The following is a 20,832-nucleotide window of genomic DNA, read 5'->3' on the forward strand; positions in this document are numbered from 1 at the left end:
TAATTACTAACCTATGAATACATTTAAAATCAGAGGCATTCTAAGCCTCATTATTATGTTTCCGGCCCTATTGTTGGCGCAAACATTTGACAACATCGACCAAGGCATTCAATTGCAAACCTTAGGAATGAATGTTCGGATTGAATTTTACACCCCAAGTATTGTTCGCGTACATAAAACCTTGCAATCCGAAAATTTCAACAATCCGACTTATGTCATCCACCAACCAAAACAAACGACAAAAGTAGCTGTCGAGAAAAAAGAAGGTTTTATATATCTTAGTTCTGCTCAATTGACCCTAAAAGTCAATCCGAAAACTGGAAGCATTGAATTTCTGAAATCAAACGGAAGCAATCTATTGCTCGACAAAGATTATGGAACTAATTTCTCGAATATTTTGGCGGGCGGTAAACCCTTTTACAAAATGCGAAGCGAATTTTTGTTAGAAAAGGACGAAGCTATTTATGGTTTAGGACAAATTTTAGACAATAAACTCAACCGTCGTGACTCGCAACACCATCTGCAAAACGAAAATATGCACACGACTTCGCCCTATTTTATGTCCATCAAAGGCTATGGAGTGTATATGGATAATTATTCTATTTCCGATTTTGAAGACAACAAACAAGGCTTGTCTTTTGAATGTTTGGGTAAAGCGGTAGATTATTATTTTATGTACGGCGGAAATGCTGATGGTGTAGTTTCGCAAATCCGTTGGTTGACCGGAAAAACGCCTATGTTACCATTATGGGCTTATGGTTTTTTTCAAAGTAAAGAAAGATACAAAACTCAGGACGAAAGTGTGGAAGTGGTTAAAAAATTGCGCAGTTTGAAAATCCCCATCGATGGTATTATTCAAGATTGGAGATATTGGCCGGAACACGTAAACGATAGCGTTTGGAACTCGCATAGTTTTGATGCCAAACGTTTTCCAGATCCTTTGAAATGGATTGATGAAGTACATAAATTGAACACCAAATTGATGATTGTGGCTTGGCCAGCTATTGGTCCTTTGAGTCCACAATGGAAGCCCTTCAAAGAACAAAATTTGATTTTGAATTTTGATTCCTATCCTAAAACCAGTGGTGCGAGACCTTATGATGTGTACAATCCAAAAGGAATTGAAATGTATTGGCAATCACTCAATAAAGGAATTTATTCTTATATGAAAAATGATGCTTGGTGGTTGGATTCTACCGAACCCGATCATATGAATGTAAAACCCGAAGATTTTGAAGTCCCTACTTTTGCGGGGCCCTATAAAACGGTTAAAAATGCGTATTCACTCTTGCATAACAAAGGAATTGCCACCAATCAATTGGCGACAAATCCGCAGGATCGTGTAGTTATTTTGACTCGTTCTGGATTTTTAGGACAACAAAAATATGGCTCTATTACTTGGAGTGGCGATGTGCGATCCACTTGGGAAAATCTTGAAAAACAAGTACCAGCGTCTTTAAACTTCTCTTTGATGGGACTTCCGTATTGGAATTCGGATATTGGAGGTTTCCAAGCTTTCGACTGGAAAAAATCTGGCGGAACAAAAAGTCCAGAATATCAGGAATTATACCTTCGTTGGATGCAATTCGGATTGTTTTCTACAATGATGCGCAGCCACGGAACAGGATTGCCACGTGAAATATGGAATTTTGGTCAAAAGGGCGAATGGTGTTACGATGGTCAGGAACAATGCATCAACTTACGCTACAGTTTATTACCTTATATTTATAGTACTTCTTGGGATGTGAGTGCACACGATGGCACTTTTATGCGTGCTTTGTTTATGGATTTTCCTGAGGATAAAAAAACACACGATTTAGGCACTCAATTTTTGTTTGGTAAATCCATTATGGTAGCTCCTGTGACCAAATATAATGTGCAAAATTGGGAAGTATACCTTCCGAAAGGAGCCGATTGGTTTGACTATTGGACCAACGAAAAAGTAGTTGGTGGAACAAGCATCAATCGTGCAGTTGACAAAGTGACGATTCCATTGTACATCAAAGCGGGAAGTATTATTCCATTTGGACCTAAAGTACAATACGCAACCGAGAAAAAATGGGACAATTTGGTACTAAAAGTATATCCAGGTGCTGATGGTAGTTTTACTTTATACGAAGATGAATTTGAAAACAACAATTACCAAAAAGGAGCGTATTCTGAAATTCCGATGACTTGGAACGAAAAAGAGCAAACTTTAACTGTCGGAGAACGCAAAGGAAAATACAAAGGAATGTTGACTAAACGTCAGTTTACTGTGAAAACCAATACGGGAGCTGAAAAAGTAGTTTCATACACTGGGAAAGAAGTAAAAGTGAAATTATAGTATTTATCTTAGTTTTAAATAGTGTTAAAGTAAAATAACTAGTATCCAAACCCAAACCACTTGCTTATAAATTATGTAACAATGGTTATAAATTAAAAATTGAAATTTTAAAATGAACTGGTACTTTTTTATGTACCTAAAAAATATGAAATCAATAGTAGTTTTAAAAATACTGGTTATTTTACTTTTTACACTTGGTTGTTTTGCACAAATGCCTCTCAAAAAGTATGAACTCCGATACACAACACCCGCTTCCAATTCAAATGAAGGTTGGGAGGACTTGTCCTTGCCTTTAGGAAATGGATATTTTGGGGTGAATGTCTTTGGAGGCGTTGCAACCGAAAGACTGCAACTCAGTGAAAAGAGTATGTATATGCGGGACACCACCCAAACGAATTCTTCATACAAAACAATCGCTTTAACCAATTTTGGTGAAACGTATATTGAATTTCCACATGCTGCAAAGGAGGTAACCCACTACGAGCGAAAACTAGATATCCGAAATGCTAGAGCCACGGTAAGCTATACTTATCAAGGCGTAGACTACAAACGCGAACTCTTTACCAGCTATCCCGACAAGGTGATGGTTGTAAAAATTTCCGCTTCGACTCCAGGAAAAGTAAACTTTACACTCCGACCTAAACATATTTTTCTGGGATCAATGCGACAAGGTACCGTAAAGGCCGCAAACGACAGAATTACAATGTCAGGAGTTTTAGAACCCTATAAACTTCTTTTTGAAGCCCAATACCGAGTTAAAAATTATGGTGGAACCATTTCGTCACAGAATGATACAAATGGTACCAACGGAATCATAACCGTTCAAAATGCCGATACAGCAGTAATTGTAATGGCGTTAGCCACCAATTATGTGTTGTCGCCTGCGGTTTTGGAAGGAGATAATAAAGATACTTTCACGATAGTAAACAAACTAAAAGACCAACCCAATCCTAACCTTCAAATTTCAAAAATTGTTGATTCTGCCTTTGCGCTGAATTACGAACAATTATTTAAAAATCACCTTGAAGATTACAGCGCACTTTTTTCAAGAGTTTCCATAGAATTAGGCGAAAAAAATGCAGAAACCACAACCGATAAACTATTAGCAGATTATAAAAACGGAAATGAAAGCCGCTATCTGGAAGAACTCTATTTTCAGTATGGTCGGTATTTATTAATTTCATCTTCCCGAAAAGGAACACTTCCAGCAAATTTACAAGGCACTTGGAATGCGCTTCACGCTGCCCCTTGGACCGGCGGATATTGGTTGAACATCAATTATCAAATGAATTATTGGCCTGCATTTCAAACAAACTTAGCCGAAACGTTTACGCCCTACTTGGATTATATAGAAGCTTCAGTGCCCTCGGGTCACAGCAGAGGTTCCGAACTTGTGAAGAAATACAATTCCAAAAATTTTTCGGAGGAGAAAGGCGCTTGTGGATGGACTATTGGCACCGGAAATAGCCCTTATAAAAATAGTAATCCTGGTCCTACATCTGGTTTTGGTACTGGCCCCTTTGTGTGTCAATCTATTTGGGATTATTATGAATTTACAAAAGACATAGCGGTCTTAAAAAGAATTTATCCCACTATTAAAGGGTCGAGTGATTTTACATCCCGCATCGTTCGCGAAATTCCTGAATTTAAAAATTTGCTATTGTGCAGTCCGTCTTGGTCTCCTGAAAGTCAGTATTTTTCAGGTCCAAATACCAAAAAATACATAGATATTCCCGGAACCGCTTACGATCAACAATTAATTTATCAAGGTCATTTAAACACCATTGCAGCCGCAAAAATACTCGGGATTGATGCGAAAATGGTCCAATTGCTTGAGAAACAACTTCCACTACTGGATCCTGTACAAATCGGTACATCGGGACAAGTAAAAGAATTTAGAACTGAAAACGAATACAGTGAGTTCGGTGATCCTGCCCACCGTCATATTTCACAGTTGATTGGTTTATTTCCTGGTACGATAATCAACGAGACAACACCAAAATGGCTAGAAGCGGCAAAAGTAACCCTCACGAAAAGAGGAGACAGAGCCACAGGATGGTCGGTAGCATATAAAATGAACATGTGGGCTAGAGCCAAAGATGGAAATCACGCATACACTCTTTATCAGAATCTGCTGAAATTCAACACCAAAAATAACCTTTGGGACACCCACCCACCTTTTCAAATTGATGGCAATTTAGGAGGTACTGCAGGAGTTGCAGAAATGCTGTTACAAAGCCACGCGGGATATATTGAACCCTTAGCCGCTCTGCCGGACTCGTGGAAAACGGGATCCTACGAAGGACTAATGGCTCGAGGAAATTTTCAAATTGCAGCACAATGGTCAGAAAAGAAATTATCACAATTGAAAATTAAATCGAATGCGGGTGAAGTATGCCGGATTTTCTATCCCAAAATCGAAAAATCGAAACTAAAATCTACCACTGGAAAAGTCTTGCATTTCAAGAAAGAAAAAAATAACCTTATAAGTTTTGAAACGATTCAAGGTCAAGAGTATATATTTGAATTATAAACTTTAGAATAGAAAAAATTAAAATACTATAAACAATGAAAAAACTAATTGTAGCCCTTGTGCTAGTTAATGTTTTTGGCCTTATGGCACAAAACTCCAAAAAACCGAATGTCATTATCATTTACAATGACGATTTAGGCTATCAAGATTTAGGGTGTTACGGTTCGCCAAACATCAAAACACCCCGTATTGACCAGATGGCGAAAGAAGGCGTTCGATTTACAGACTGTTATTCGGCTTCGCCTGTTTGTTCCGCTTCGAGAGCGGCTTTGCTAACAGGTTGCTATCCGCAACGAGTTGGGGTACCAGGTGTCATTTCAGCAGGTGCCAATCAAGGATTGAGTCCAAAAAACACAACCCTAGCGGAAATTTTAAAAAGTGTGGGTTATGCGACAGCCGCTGTTGGCAAATGGCATTTAGGCGATCAGCCGCAACATTTGCCCACTAATCAGGGCTTTGATTCCTTTTTTGGGATTCCGTATAGCAACGATATGTATCCTTCAAAAAATATTCCTTACGCAGCTAATTGTCAGTTCAACGAAGGCTATGATTTAAATAAAATCAATGAGGCATTTGCCAATATGAAACCGGGTGACAAACAACCCGAGTCTGCCAAACACAAAGTGCCGTTGATGCGCAATTTAGAAACTATCGAATTTCCAGTAGATCAAACTACCATAACCAAACGATATGCGGATGAAGGCATTTCCTTCATTAAACAAAGTGTCAAAGACAAAAAACCTTTTTTCCTTTACTTAGCGAATTCGATGCCTCATATTCCGCTTTATGTTTCGCCTCAATTTAAGGGAAAAAGTAAGCGCGGACTTTATGGCGATGTAGTCGAAGAAATAGACTATAACACCGGAAGAATTCTCGATGTATTGAAAGAATTAAAAATCGATAAAAACACCATCGTTATTTTTTCATCCGACAATGGACCTTGGTTGGCAAAAGGAGCTGATGGAGGTTCAGCACTCCCGCTGTTCGAAGGTAAATTCACCAGTTTTGAAGGAGGATTGCGAGTGCCTTTTATTATAAAATGGCCTAATGAAATTAAAGCGGATGGAGTTTGTAAAAAATTAATTTCTACAATTGATATACTTCCAACATTAGCGAGTATTACGGGTGCAAAACTGCCTGAAATGGAAATAGATGGAACATCGGTTTTGGATTTATGGAAAGGTGATCCAAGTGCAAAAAACCCACACGAGTTCTACTTTATGATTTACACGGGGCAATCGGTTCGCTCTGGCGATTGGAAATACCATAAAAAACAAATATTTTCAGTAAACAAAGATACACAAACAGACAAATCTCCCGCTTTATACAACCTAAAAGACGATATTGGTGAAACAAAAAATTTATTAAATGAATATCCCGAAATAGCTCAAAAATTAGCCAAAGCACTTGACGAGCATTTAAGCAGGATTAATGTTAAAAAATAAAATTGCAAAAGTCCTATAGCATCCACACTTAAACGATCAAGAAGAACTAAACCCACTAATTTTTTGAATTTGGTGGGTTTTTTATTTCATAAGCAAACCAGAATTCTTTAAAAAAAATTTTCTTTATCATTTTTCACGATTCAATTTTTATTCAAAAAAGGCAAAAACAGACCGCTTTCTTCTCAAGGCGTATTTCGATCATATTTAAAATTTGAAAATAAATTCAAGTTTTTAGTTTTCCCTAAATAATCGAAAATGTGGCGCTTTAGATTAATGAAAAATAAAAATGATTGTGTGCCTTCGGATTAGAATAGTATTTATAAAAATCCTTACACGGTCTCGCAAAAGTAAAAATCATTTTTGGTATAGACCCGCATCCAAAGTTTAAGAAATAAATAAGAGGTCTTCATTCCCAAATTTATGCCAATCTGGCAATAATTGCTATTATAATTAAATTAATAAAAAATTACAGCAATCATTAATTGTAAATTAATCAATTATTAATCTTGGGCTAATACTTTTGATTAAAGATTTAAAATTTAGTGTCGAAATCGATTTTTATCAATTGCATTCCAAGAATAGAAATAACCCAATATCGCGAGTTTTTTTATTGCCTTGGAATCTAAAAAAATCAAGTATTTCATAAAACAATCAACCAATTGAAAACCCTATTCTAAAAACCTACAGAAAATAAGTAATGATGAAAAAAAATACATTTCTTGCCCTTGTACTCCTATCACTTTGTTTTTCGGTGACAAGTTGGAGTCAAAATATTGTTTATCCTTGGCGTGCCACGACTGCAATACTCAAAGGAGGCGAAAGCTTTGAAGTTTGGTTTAATGCTGCCAATGGGCAAACCGTAAACTCCGTTGAACTCAAAGCAGCGTTTCAAAATGTAAGTACTTCGATTAGCAGTGTCAATGGCAATTGGGTATACGACCCGATGTCTGGCAACACCTACAATATGAAAATTACGGTTAGCGTGCCTGCCAACGCAGTTGCCGATCGATATGACCTTGTTCTGAACACCTCATCTGGACCTATTACGTCCTATGGTGGTGTCAAAATTGTAAAAGAATACAAACCCGAGTATTACGTGATGCATATGTCGGATGGCCATTTATATCAGGCTGGTTATGATACCGATGTTATTTTGCAAAGAAAATCGGCTATGGTAGACATCGCCAATATTATGGATGTTCAAGTGCTTATCGAAACGGGGGACAATATGTATAACGTACGAAATCATCCCGAAAGAGAAGAGTATTATTTTATTGGCAGTCCTTCCATCAATACCAAAGGAATGTCGAAATGTACAGCAGCCACATTTATAACACCCGGTGATCACGAAGGATTTACTGCCAATGATTTTGCCCAAGGAACACCACAACAAAATGCTGACTTCGTCAATGATTATTGGGGGTTACAGAATCACAGTTTCAAATATGGAAATGGACGATTTATGAATCTTAACAATGCTTGGTCGGTATCGGAAACCAATCCGGGGCAACATCAATATCAAATAGATGATGCCATTTCTTGGTTGCACAATGCGGGTTCGGGCGGGAATTTCTTTCTGACAGCAGGACATTGTTACAACAAAATGCACAGTTTTATCGACACCGATACAAAGCTCAGCCTAGTTCTAGCGGGGGATAAACATCATATCTATACGTCCAATCCGTATTCCTTTACTCCCGGAAGTCCTGCTGTTGCCTATATCGCTGCATCGGGAATCAACCATTTTGCGTTCAACCTTTTTAAAGTTAATAACGCAACCGGAAGTTACTCAGCCCCAACGGGTGTCAATGGATTTGCAGATGTCTTGTTTAGCGGTGACCAAGACCTACCTGCTACTTGGGTATCGAATCTGACACTTGCTTATTCCGCGGCCAATGATGGAAGCACAACTATTAACACTGCTACAATTGACAATAAATTTAACTTCCCGCTAACGGCAGCCAAAGTGCGTTTTGTTGTTCCCAAAGGTTTTAATTATAATGTAACCAATGGTATTGTGGAACAGGAATATGACGGAACGCAATTTCATATTGTCGATGTCTTGACCGATGTAAATGCTGCTAGCAAAAAAGAAATCTATATTACTTCGGGCAGTCCCATCGACTTATGTCCCGATGATCCAAACAAAACGGCTCCCGGCAATTGTGGCTGCGGAGTACCAGAGGGCACTTGCACCGTTGCTGTAACCGGTCTAACGGTAAATCCAACCACCGCAAAATTGCACTTGAATGTTATCAAACAAATTGTCGCTACCATCACTCCTGCCAATGCAACAAACAAACAGATTACTTGGAGCAGCAGTGACCCAGCTGTAGCGACTGTTAGTCCTGCAGGCTTAGTTACCGCAATAAGCGGAGGAACTGCAATTATTACGGCAACCGCCCAAGATGGAAATATCACAGCAACAACAAGCATCACGGTAATTCCAAATAATACCCTGTACCAAGCCGAAGATGCCGAACTTAATGGTGCTCTAATTGTGACATCGCAGCCGGACTACCACGGCACCGGATTTGTAGATTACACCAATCCATCAAACGATTATATCAAATGGTCGGTCTATGTGCCTACCGATGGCAATTACAATCTGAACTTCCGATATGCTTTGGCCTCTGGCAGCAGACCATTAAACTTAAACGTTAATGGTGTTAACAAAAACTCTTTGACTTTTCCTGTAACCGGTAGTTTTGCCGTTTGGGGCAATTACATCAGTAGTCAAGCCTTAAAAGCAGGTACCAATACCATTACACTGACAGCAATCGGTTCGAGTGGAGGTAATTTTGATGAGCTTACCATTTCGAATACTCTTGGCATCAACGATTTACCCCAAGGAAATGAAAATAAAACAGTCAAAGTTTTTCCCAATCCACTAACACAATCAAGTCTTTATGTCTCTACCGATGGATTTGATAATGACACCAACGTTCGTATTACGATTACCAACACCAACGGTCAAAAAATATACGAGAAAAAACTCCATGATCCTTGTCAGACCGAGATAAATCTAGCCGAGAAATTACCGAATGCGCTCTATTTTGTTACTGTGCAATCCGATCAAACCAAAATTGTAAAAAAATTAATTGTAAAATAGAACTAATCACTACCAGAAATACCCAAGCCAAATGAAAAAAATACTACCAATAATCATTTTCCTTTTGACCTTCTTGTTGTCAACTGTGAGCTGGTCTCAAAAAATTATTTACCCTTGGCGTTCAACCACCGCCATTGTCAAAGCAGGCGAAACTTTCGAAGTTTGGTTCAATGCCGATGCCGGTCAAACGCTAAATGAAGTCTCTCTACGAGGACCTTTCAACAATACCGATGTCACGATTACCGATACTAAAACAGATACTTGGGTCTATGATCAATGGTCAGGAAATACCTGTAATCGCAAATACACCATTAGCGTTCCAGCCAATACTCCAGCGGATCGCTACGATTTAATTTTAAAAACATCGACAGGCGACGAAATATCACTGGCAGCGGTTAAAGTCATTAAAGAATACAAAAGCAATTATTATATTTTGCATTTCTCCGATGTACATCGTTGGCAAGGTACTTATGACACGCCAAATATCATACTACGCGAAGTTTCGACTATTGTGGATATTGCCAATATCATCGACCCTGCAATGATCATCGAAACGGGGGACAATCATTATCAAAACACCACAAATGAAGCGAGTTCACTTGCTCGAATCGAACAATACATGAACGGATATACAGGAACATCAGGCTGGGTAAATGGGATGAATAATTTCTTCGCACCCGTTTTTACGGTACCCGGAAACCACGATACTCCTAATAAAAATTTCGAATTAGAACCGGGTTATCCAAACCCGGGTTATGAAAAAAATGCTGCCATAACCCAAAATAAATTTTATGGACTTCAAGCTTTTAATTTCTCTTACGGGAGTACTCGATTTATGGGTGTAAACAACTCTTGGACGCCTGATACTGGTGGCGGTGCAGCTGGATATGTGGCCAACTACCAATGGCAATTAGATGCGGCTAATGCGTGGTTAAATAGTGCCGGTAGTGGCAAATTTAGAATTGGTTTTTTTCACGTACCACAAGAAAGTATTCCACCGGTTTATAACGCCTTTAAAAACGCAGGAAATCCGCTAGGTTTGATGTTAGCTGGACATGTTCACAGCATTACAAATAGTCCATTTACCTATGACAGCCGTTTGTGCTACACCACTTTATCCTGTAGAGACGGAAGTAAAAGTGCTCCTTTCAACTTATACAAAGTAGACGATGTAGCGGGTACTTATGAAACAGTGGGTAATGCACAGTCTGCTCATCAAGGATTGGAAACTGCAAAAAACTACAACACACCTAAATTGAAATTGACTTATGCCAATGCCAATGACGGTACTAGTGAAACCAATGTTGCAACGATAGTCAATAAATTTACTTTTCCAATTGCAGGAGCAAGAGTACGTTTTGTCGTGCCAAAAGGGGGACCGTATTATGTAACAAACGCAACTATCAAACAAGAATTTGACGGAACCAATTTTCACATCATTGATGCTACCTATAATTTGGCTGCAACTAGTACAACTGTTGTGAACTTGTTCAAAGGAATTCAGGTTGACCAATGCCCCAATGACCCTGACAAAATGGAACCTGGCATCTGCGGTTGTGGGATTCCAGAGGGCACTTGTCCAATTCCAGTTACAGGTGTCTTAATTTCTCCATCGAATGTAAAAATGAATACGAATACTGATAGACAATTATTCGCCACAGTCCAACCTTCCAATGCAACCAATAAATCGATAAATTGGACTAGTAATGATACCGGAATCGCCACAGTTGATACTAATGGTTTAGTTACAGCTAATGCAACAGGTACTGCCACCATTACGGCAACAACAGTTGATGGTACTAAAATAGCTAATAGCAACATTACAGTACTTACCAATAATAATAATTATCAAGCAGAAGATGCCGAATTTGTTGGTCCCGTGATCGCTACTAACCAACTCGGATACAACGGCACTGGCTTCTTGGACTATACTAACGCCACAAACGATTTTATCAAATGGAACGTTTATGTACCAACCACGGGCAATTATACTTTAAATTTCCGTTATGCGGCCTCCGCAAATAGACCCTTAAAACTAACCATCAACGGAGTTGACGTCAGTGCCTCTTTTGCGTTTCCATCAACAGGTAGTTTTGCCATTTGGGGAAATATTTCCACTAGTCAATTATTAACTGCAGGAAACAACACCATAACCTTGACTGCCATTGGTTCTAGTGGAGGGAATTTTGATGAACTTACTATCGCTAGTACCCTCGGTGTAAATGATAAAACATTCGAGAATGAGACCAAAACCGTTAGGGTATATCCCAACCCGGTAGCCAATGGAATTTTTACTGTTGCAACAGACGGACTCGACGATGACACTAACGTTCGTATTATTGTAACCAATAGTATCGGTCAGAAAATTCATGAAAAAAAAATAAACGATCCGTGCCATACCGATATCAATCTCGATGGCAAACTAAGCGAATCCATCTATTTTGTTACTGTGCAATCCGATCAAACCAAAATTGTAAAAAAATTAATTGTAAAATAAGTAAGATTTAAAATAAATGAAAATGAAAAAAACTGTACAAATTTCGATTTTTATCTTGACGCTCTTATTTTCTATAAGTAGTTGGTCTCAAAAAATTGTATATCCTTGGCGCGCCACGACTGCCATTGTAAAAAGCGGCGAAAATTTTGAAGTTTGGTTCAATGCTGCCGATGGACAAACTATCAATTCCGTTGAATTGAGAGGCCCTTTCAACACGGTTACTGCAACGATTACGAACACAGCTACAGATACTTGGGTTTATGATAAATGGTCCGGAAATACCTGTAATCGAAAATTATCTGTAAATGTTCCCGCCAACACCCCTAGCGACCGTTATGACTTGATTTTAAAAACATCTACTGGTGACGAAATATCACTAGCTGCGGTTAAAGTCCTCAAAGAATTCAAAAACAACTTTTATGTGCTGCATTTTTCAGATGCGCATCGTTGGCAAGGCAGCTATGATACGCCAAACATCATACTGCGTGAAATTTCAACTATCATCGATATTGCCAATATTATTGACCCAGAAATGATTATCGAAACAGGCGACAATCACTACCAAAACACTGCGAATGAAGCTAGCTCAATGGATCGTATCAATCAATATATGAATGGATTTATGAATGGAACGGATTACGTAAATGGTATGAATAATGCATTCGCACCAGTATTTACTGCTCCTGGAAATCACGATACACCACAGAAAAATTATGAATTAGAACCAGGCTATCCAACCCCAGGTTATGAAAAAATTCCATCTTTATTTTACAATAAATTTTATGGCCTTCAAGCCCATAATTTTGCTTACGGGGATGTCCGCTTTATAGGTGTTAACAACTCTTGGTTTCCAGACGATGGCCGAGGAACACCTAATTTCTCCCACCAAACAGACGAAGCGGTCAGTTGGCTCAACACCGTTGGAAAAGGCACTATGCGAATTGGCTATTGCCACGTCAATACTGGGCAACCTTCGCGTGAATTTAACAATCCGCTGAAAGCAGCAGGAGCTCCACTGAATTTATTATTGGTAGGTCACGTACACAGCATCACGTACAGTCCGTATGTGCTTGACGACAAAAAGATTGAATACTCTGCCACTACGGTTAGAGATGGTTTAAAAAGAGTACCTTTCAATTTATACAAAATAGATGCTAGTGCTGGTACTTATGAAACGATTTCAAATGAACAAGCGTATCAAGAGGGTCTAGAAACTGCAAAAAGCTACAACACTGCAAAACTAAAATTGACGTATTCCGCTTTGAATGATGGGGCTACTGGAAACAATACGGCAACCATTGTCAATAAATTCAGCTTTCCAATTACGGGAGCTAGAGTACGTTTTGTAGTACCAAAAGGCAGCCCATACTATGTCAGAAACGCCGTGATCAAACAAGAATTTGACGGAACCAATTTTCATATTGTTGATGCCACTTATAACTTAGAGCCGAACAGCACCACAATAGTAAGTATTCACGCTGGAATTCAGGAAGATTTATGCCCGCTTGACCCCAACAAAATGGATCCAGGTCTATGTGGCTGCGGTGTAGCCGAAGGTACTTGTCCGGTGCTAGTAACTGATATTCTTTTTCAACCTACTGTAATCCGTTTGAATATCGATACAAGTCGCCTCTTAGTGCCTACTATCGTTCCTGCGAATGCCACCAATAAAGCCGTAATTTGGGAAAGTAGTAATCCAAGCGCCATAAGTGTAAATGCTTTTGGAAAAATTACGGCTTTAAGTGAAGGCAGCGCTATCATTACCGGAACTACTGTAGACGGCGGTAAAAAAGTAACTATCAATGTCAGTACTGTTATGGATACGGTAAACTATCAAGCAGAAGATGCCGAATATGTTGGGCCACTTGAAGTCACCAATCAACCGGGCTATAAAGGGAACGGTTTTTTAGATTATACCAACGCCTCTAATGATTATATCAAATGGACGGTCAATGTTCCTGCTGATGGAAACTACAATTTAGGTTTTCGCTATGCCATTTTATCGAATAATCGCCCTTTAAGATTGACTATCAATGATGAAATACGAAATTCATCCACTCCTTTTACGGCGACAGGTTCTTGGTCAAATTGGAGAGTATATACCACAACTCAGGCATTGGTTGCAGGAAACAATACCATTATACTCACCGCAACAGGAGCTAGTGGTGGAAATTTCGACGAGTTATCAGTAACAGGTACACTTGGGGTTCATAATTTCGGCAAAGGACAATCAAACAAATCGGTTCGAGTTTCACCTAATCCATTAACCAGTGGGATTCTTACTGTAGCCACCGATGGTTTTGATGATGATACCAACATTCGCATTTACATCACGACTGCCAATGGACAAAAAATTTATGAAAATAAACTAAATGATCCTTGCCATACCGATATCAATCTAGCGGGCAAATTAAGCAATTCGATCTATTTCGTTACTGTAGAATCCGATCAATCCAAAGTGGTAAAAAAATTAATAGTCCAACAATAATTCAATTAGTGACCGATCGGGAAGTCCTCTTCCATTGGTTCATTAAATTAAAATATAAAAAATGAGTAATGCAATAATCGATGACAAACGCATCGTAATGACCTTAGACGCTGGAGGAACTAATTTTGTATTTTCCGCCATTCAAGGCAACAAACAAATCGTAGAATCCATAAGACTCTACCCCAATTCAGACCATTTAGAAAAATGTCTTGAAACAGTTATTTCAGGTTTTGAGATTGTAAAAAAAGAATTAAAAAGTGAACCTGTAGCCATCAGTTTTGCTTTCCCAGGTCCAGCCGATTACCCCAAAGGAATCATCGGTGATTTACCCAATTTACCGGCATTTCGTGGTGGAGTGGCTTTGGGTCCAATGTTAGAAAATCATTTCAACATCCCAGTTTATATCAATAATGATGGTAATTTATTTGCCTACGGCGAAGCGCTATTTGGATTTATTCCTGAAATAAATAAACGGTTAGAAGAAACCAATAGCCCCAAAAGATTCCATAACATCATAGGTATTACGCTTGGAACGGGATTCGGTGTCGGATTAGTATGCAACAAGCAATTAATTACAGGCGATAATTCAAACGGTGGCGAAGGTTGGCTCCTGCGGGATATCTTAAGTCCAGACTGCCACGTCGAAGAACATTTAAGCCGTGAGGGAATCAGGCGAAGTTATGCAGCGAAATCAAATACTGCCGTGGAAAACGTTGGAATGCCTTTTGAAATTTACAAAATTGCCAAAGGAATCGAAACCGGAAATCAACAAGCCGCTATCGAAACATTTAATGATTTCGGAACCGTTTTAGGCGAAGCATTGGCCAACCTAATCACCCTTCTGGACGGGATTGTTGTTCTCGGAGGAGGCGTTTCTGAAGCTTACGACCTTTTTGCCCCAGCAATGTTCGAACAATTAGAATCAAAATTTAGATTGCATAATGGCGACCCACTAAACCGTTTGGTGCCTCGTGTATTCAACCTAGAAGATCCAGTGGGTATGAAAAGATTGCTTGATGGTAACCAAATAGATTTAGCCATTCCTGGCACAGACAAAACCATCAGCTATGATCCTTTTCTGCGAACTGGAGTGCGAGTGACCAAAAATGACACTTGCCAAATAATTTCTTTAGGTGCTTACGCATTTGCACTCAATAAATTGGACTCCAATTAATACATTTCAAAAGCATGAAAGTCAAGTATAGCCATTACTTTGCTAGTTCTGGCGAATAAAAAAAGGTATATTTATACCAAAAAATTTAAATAAAATGAATACTAATTTATCCTTCCGAAAAGCCGTTTTTACAATAGCCGTGCTACTTTCGATGTTTCAGCTGCAAGCCAAGGTGCGCCTGCCATCTATTCTGGCCGACAATATGGTTTTGCAACAAAAAACAGAAGCCAAATTATGGGGCTGGGCCAATGCCAATGCTAAAGTTGAAGTAAAAACTTCTTGGAATAAAAAAACCTATAAAACCACTGCTGATGCCAACGGAAATTGGTTGCTCAAAATCAATACTCCGGCTGCTGGTGGACCTTTCCAAATAAGCATTTCAGATGGCGAAGTCCTCACATTAAAAAACATCCTCATTGGCGAAGTGTGGTTTTGCTCTGGCCAATCGAATATGGAAATGCCCGTGAAAGGTTTTCCACGCCAACCCACAAAAGGCGGAAATTCGGTCATTGCAAAAGCCAATCCTAAAGTGCCGATTAGAATGTTTTTGGCTGACTCGAAAGAGGGGAAATTCATCAAACAATTCAGCAAAAAACCACAAACCGATTGCCAAGGTCAATGGTTAGACAACAGCTCGGAGAACGTTGCCAATGCTAGTGCCACTGCTTACTTTTTTGCCCAATACGTGCAAGAAGTTTTGGATGTGCCCGTTGGCATTATTGTCTCGTCTTTGGGCGGTTCTATGGTCGAATCCTGGATGAGTCGGGAAGCTATTTCTGCTTTCAAAGAAGTCGATTTGTCTGTTTTAGATAACGACACCGAAATCAAAAAACCGAACAGCACAGCCTGTGTGAACTTCAATGCCAAAATTAACCCATTTACTAATTTTACCATCAAAGGTTTTTTGTGGTATCAAGGCGAAAGCAATAAAAACAATGCCGATTTATATGCCAAACTAATGCCTGCCTTTGTCAAGGATTTACGTTCGAGATGGGACATCGGTGAGTTTCCGTTTTATTATGTACAAATCGCGCCCTACAATTACGATGGTGCCGACAAAACTTCGGCGGCTCGTTTGCGCGAAGTGCAAACTCAACATATCACCGACATACCCAATTCCGGAATGATAACTACCTTAGATATTGGTAGCCCTCAATTTATTCATCCTGTCAATAAAGAAACGGTTGGAGAACGTCTCGCCTTATGGGCATTGGGAGCGACCTACGGCAAAAAAGGTTTTGGCTATGCCCCTCCAATTTTCAAATCAATGGAAATCAAGGAGGCTAAAATCTATATCGACTTTAAAAATGCCGACCAAGGAATCAGTCCGATGTGGACCCCGCTCAAAGGATTTGAAATCGCTGGCGAAGATAAAATTTTCTATCCTGCCAATGCCGAAATCGAAACCTCCACTACCCGACTTGCCGTTTCGAGCGAAAAAGTAGCCAAACCGGTGGCCGTTCGCTATGCTTTCAAAAATTATGCTGAAGCGAGTATTTTTGGGATTACGGGAATTCCGGTAGCCCCTTTCAGAACCGATGATTGGCCATTACAATAGTTACCAAAAACACCATATTTACTAATTTATATACTTACAATCCCCTTCAATACCAATGAAAAATTTTATAATGACAAAAAAACGAATTTGCCTACTCCTTTTAACCACTTCATTTGGTGTTTTTGGACAACAATTGGAGTATAAAAATGATTTCTCGAATGCTGCAACTACCCTGAAAACTGTTGAAAGAGGAAGCTGTACCGTCGTTGATGGTGTTTTGAAATCTACAGATGCCTATGCTAAGTTCGGAAATCCGGAATGGAAGAATTATACTGTCAAATTCAAAGCCAGAGCACCAAAAAGTGCCGAACAAGTACAAATTTGGGCGGGTTTCAGAGCTTTTAACAGAAATGACAGATACGTTGTAGGACTACGAGGTGGATTGCAAAACACGCTTTACCTGAGCCGTATGGGTTATATGGGCACCGATGAGTTTCTTGGTTTAAGAGTCTTAAATTTCAAACCCGTTCCCGGCACTTGGTACGACATCAAAATAGAAGTGGTGGGCAATCGCATCCGTATCTTCTTGGACAATGAAGCACTACCTTACCTTGATATTGTGGACAAAAACGCCAATTTAGCTCCAGCCGGCGAAGTGACCCTCGGCGGAAGTTGGATCGAAACGGAGTTTGATGATTTGTCCATCACCGCATTGGATGAAAATTATCTAAAAAACCAAGCTGTAGTCGAATGGAGCAAAAAAATTGAACCGAACGACAAGGAAAACAGAAGAATTGCCGATAGAGCCAATTACAAACCTATCGTAGTAGACGCTTTGAAAGGCAGTCGTTCTGAAATAGTTTTGGATGGCAATTGGTTGTTTATGCCCGAAAATGAACTTGCTGATGCAAAAAATGGTTCAAATGAAAATGCGCAGGATACCAACTGGCACACGATGTCGGTTCCTAACTTTTGGAATCCATCACGCGTTTGGTTGCACGGTGAATCCTTCGAAGGTTTCCCGAAAGGCGTTTCGGATGTATATTTTCAAAAAGAAACCGATCGCTGCAAAAATTACACTTTCGACTATACGAAAACCAAGGTAGCTTGGTACCGTCAATATGTGGAACTGCCAACAACTATCCAGTCAAAACACATCACTTTGAATTTCGATGCGGTTTCAAAAATTGCTGAAGTATACATCAACGGAAAATTGGCGGGATCACACGTGGGAATGTTTGGTGATTTCACAATAGATGCAACCCCATTCTTACGAGCAGGGAAAAATCTTATTGCCGTTCGTGTGGTTCGTGATTTTATAACCAATATCGAAGATGGCGATAAAATTGTAGATGTTGCAGTAACGGTACCCGTAACCAACAATATGCTGAAAGATATTGCCCACGGGTTTTTCAAAGATGATCCGGCTGGTATTTGGCAGCCCGTAAAAATGGTCATCACTGACAATTTGAAGATTGAAGATGTTTACATCAAACCTAGTTTACAAGGTGCTACCTTTGAAGTCACCTTAAAAAACTACGCTTCAAAATCGGTTAAATACGATTTGACTACCGAAATTTTAGACAAAGAAACTACGAGTCAATTGTACACAGGAACTTCTTTGACAAAAGGAGAATTAAAAGCGGGTGAAGAGCGAAAAGTTACCTTTACCATCGCAAACCTGAAACCCCGATTGTGGACGCCAAATCATCCGAATTTGTATCATTTTAATTTCAAATTAGTTTCCGGAACCACAGAAATCGACAGCAAAACAATCACTTCGGGTTTCAGAACATTTGAAGTAAAAAATGGTTTCTTCTTCCTGAACGGCAACCAATACTGGCTTCGTGGTGCCAATCACACCTCTTATGCATTGGGCATCAACGACCGAAATTTAGCAGATACTTTTTATCAGTTGATGAAAACTGCCAATATGGATGTGACCCGCACACATACTGTGCCTTACAACGAACTTTGGATGGATGCCTCGGATGAAAACGGCATCGGAATTAGTTATGAAGGAACTTGGCCTTGGTTAATGATCAAAAATTCGATGCCGGAACCAAAGCTTTTGCAATTATGGTCGGATGAATTTATTGGTCTTTTGAAAAAATACAGAAACCATCCTTCTATCTTGATTTGGACCGTGAATAACGAAATGAAATTCTACGATAATCCGGGAGATCTTGAACCAACGAAGGCCAAAATGAAAGTCATCTCAGATGTGGTCAAACGAATGCGAGAAATTGACCCGACAAGGCCTATTAGTTTCGATTCCAATTATGTGCGCAATGAGCAAAAATTTGGCAAAGAATATTTTAAGACTATTGACGACGGCGATATCGACGACGACCATAAATACATCAACTGGTATGATTATACCGTTTTTAAATTTTTCAAGGGTGAATTCCAGAAAAAGGCCAATCCCGGTCGACCTTTAATCAGCCAAGAATTATCAACCGGTTATCCTAATGCAGAAACAGGTCACGCTACTCGTTTTTACAACCTAGTGCATCAAAATCCGCAAAGTTTAATCGGATATCAGTCGTATGAATTTGGTAATCCGCAAGCGTTTTTGAATGTAAACTCATTTATAACCGGAGAATTAGCCGAGGCGCTTCGTCGTACAGGCGATAAAATGGCAGGTGTTTTACATTTTGCACTGCTTACTTGGTTCCGAAATGCCTACGATTATAAAAACATCGAACCCTATCCAACGTATTTTGCGATGCAAAGAGCAATGTCTCCAGTATTGGTAAGTGCTGAATTATGGGGACGAAATTTATACGGTGGCGAAAAAATACCCGTGAAATTTGCTGTAGTAAACGACAGAGAAAACGGAACAGCCGTAAAAGAATCGATGGTTCAATGGGAATTACAGGCAGAAAATGGGGAGAAATTAGTGGGTGGCAAAGAAAAAGTGCCCGCAGTGCAACATTCTGCTCGTCAATGGGTCACGCCTGAAATCATTATTCCTGAGAATTTAACAGCACCAAAATCAGTTGCCAAGCTTAAACTAAAACTAATCGAAAGCGGCATTACCATTGCGGAAAACGAATACAAACTGAATGTCGCTACCAAACAATGGAGTGCTTCGGTCATCAACCCAGCCAAGAAAATTGCGGTAGTCGATTTTAATGGAATGAACAAATCTTTGGATTTCTTGAAAGTGAAATATACTGCCTATCCAACAGTCGCTGCGGCGCTTCAGGCAAAGGCAGATGTGTATCTGTTTTCAGGACTTGAGGTTTCAAAAAACTGCAGCGAGCAAGACATTCAGGCTATTCGAACAAGCATTAATAAAGGAGCTAAAGCATTGGTATTGAAATCAGCAGAGGCAGCTCAAAAAATATATCCTGAATACATCACGGGAGTTCTTGTACCTACCGAAGGGGATATCGTCAATATGGAAATGCCAGAATCCCCTGTTTTTGATGGAATCGGTTTATTTGACTTACGCTATTTCAACAACAACAAAACAGAAGTTCCTACGGTTTGCAACGCTGCTTTAAAAATCAACCGAAGCAAAGAAGTGGTTGAATTGGCCAATCAAACTAAAATACACGGATATATCAATGGCGAAATGAAAGACAGATCCGAATATGTTAAAACCATAAAAGGCTTTTCAATTTTGAGAATCAACAAAGGTGGAGCTGCCATCATTTCGACTATGAGCCACGAAAAAGCAACTACCGACCCAATTGCTGGAAGGCTTTTAACGAATATGATTAATGATTTATTGATGCATTAAGACCAATT

At 39.4% G+C, this 20,832-nt stretch carries 9 protein-coding genes; all 9 read left to right on the top strand.

Going from position 1 to position 20,832, the window contains the following annotated elements; all coding sequences use genetic code 11:
• Positions 1-13 precede the first annotated feature (13 nt).
• The 9 genes from E1750_RS03400 to E1750_RS03440 all read left to right on the top strand — a co-directional run bounded on the left by E1750_RS03400 (position 14) and on the right by E1750_RS03440 (position 20,824).
• On the top strand, positions 14-2,326 hold the full coding sequence (locus E1750_RS03400; protein ID WP_133275417.1) for a glycoside hydrolase family 31 protein: 2,313 nt from the start codon (positions 14-16) through the stop codon (positions 2,324-2,326).
• A 145-nt stretch (positions 2,327-2,471) separates the two neighbouring features.
• Complete coding sequence (locus E1750_RS03405) at positions 2,472-4,859, top strand: glycoside hydrolase family 95 protein (protein ID WP_165698001.1); 2,388 nt, start codon at positions 2,472-2,474, stop codon at positions 4,857-4,859.
• Between the two features lie 35 nt (positions 4,860-4,894).
• Positions 4,895-6,304, top strand: a complete 1,410-nt coding sequence (locus tag E1750_RS03410) for a sulfatase family protein (protein ID WP_133275419.1) — start codon at positions 4,895-4,897, stop codon at positions 6,302-6,304.
• Positions 6,305-7,004: 700 nt separating this feature from the next.
• Complete coding sequence (locus E1750_RS03415) at positions 7,005-9,416, top strand: Ig-like domain-containing protein (protein WP_165698002.1); 2,412 nt, start codon at positions 7,005-7,007, stop codon at positions 9,414-9,416.
• 31 nt (positions 9,417-9,447) lie between these two features.
• The gene (locus tag E1750_RS03420; RefSeq protein WP_133275421.1) at positions 9,448-11,913 is read left to right on the top strand and encodes an Ig-like domain-containing protein; all 2,466 of its coding nucleotides are present in this window, start codon (positions 9,448-9,450) and stop codon (positions 11,911-11,913) included.
• A gap of 22 nt (positions 11,914-11,935) precedes the next feature.
• Positions 11,936-14,401, top strand: coding sequence for an Ig-like domain-containing protein (locus E1750_RS03425; RefSeq protein ID WP_165698003.1), 2,466 nt, complete (start codon positions 11,936-11,938; stop codon positions 14,399-14,401).
• A gap of 61 nt (positions 14,402-14,462) precedes the next feature.
• Entirely contained in the window at positions 14,463-15,575 is a 1,113-nt protein-coding gene (locus E1750_RS03430) for an ROK family protein (RefSeq protein WP_227873952.1), read from the top strand.
• 94 nt (positions 15,576-15,669) lie between these two features.
• On the top strand, positions 15,670-17,133 hold the full coding sequence (locus E1750_RS03435) for a sialate O-acetylesterase (RefSeq protein ID WP_227873953.1): 1,464 nt from the start codon (positions 15,670-15,672) through the stop codon (positions 17,131-17,133).
• 70 nt (positions 17,134-17,203) lie between these two features.
• Positions 17,204-20,824, top strand: coding sequence for a glycoside hydrolase family 2 protein (locus E1750_RS03440; protein ID WP_133275423.1), 3,621 nt, complete (start codon positions 17,204-17,206; stop codon positions 20,822-20,824).
• Positions 20,825-20,832 lie beyond the last annotated feature (8 nt).

Source organism: Flavobacterium nackdongense, assembly GCF_004355225.1.
Classification (GTDB): domain Bacteria; phylum Bacteroidota; class Bacteroidia; order Flavobacteriales; family Flavobacteriaceae; genus Flavobacterium; species Flavobacterium nackdongense.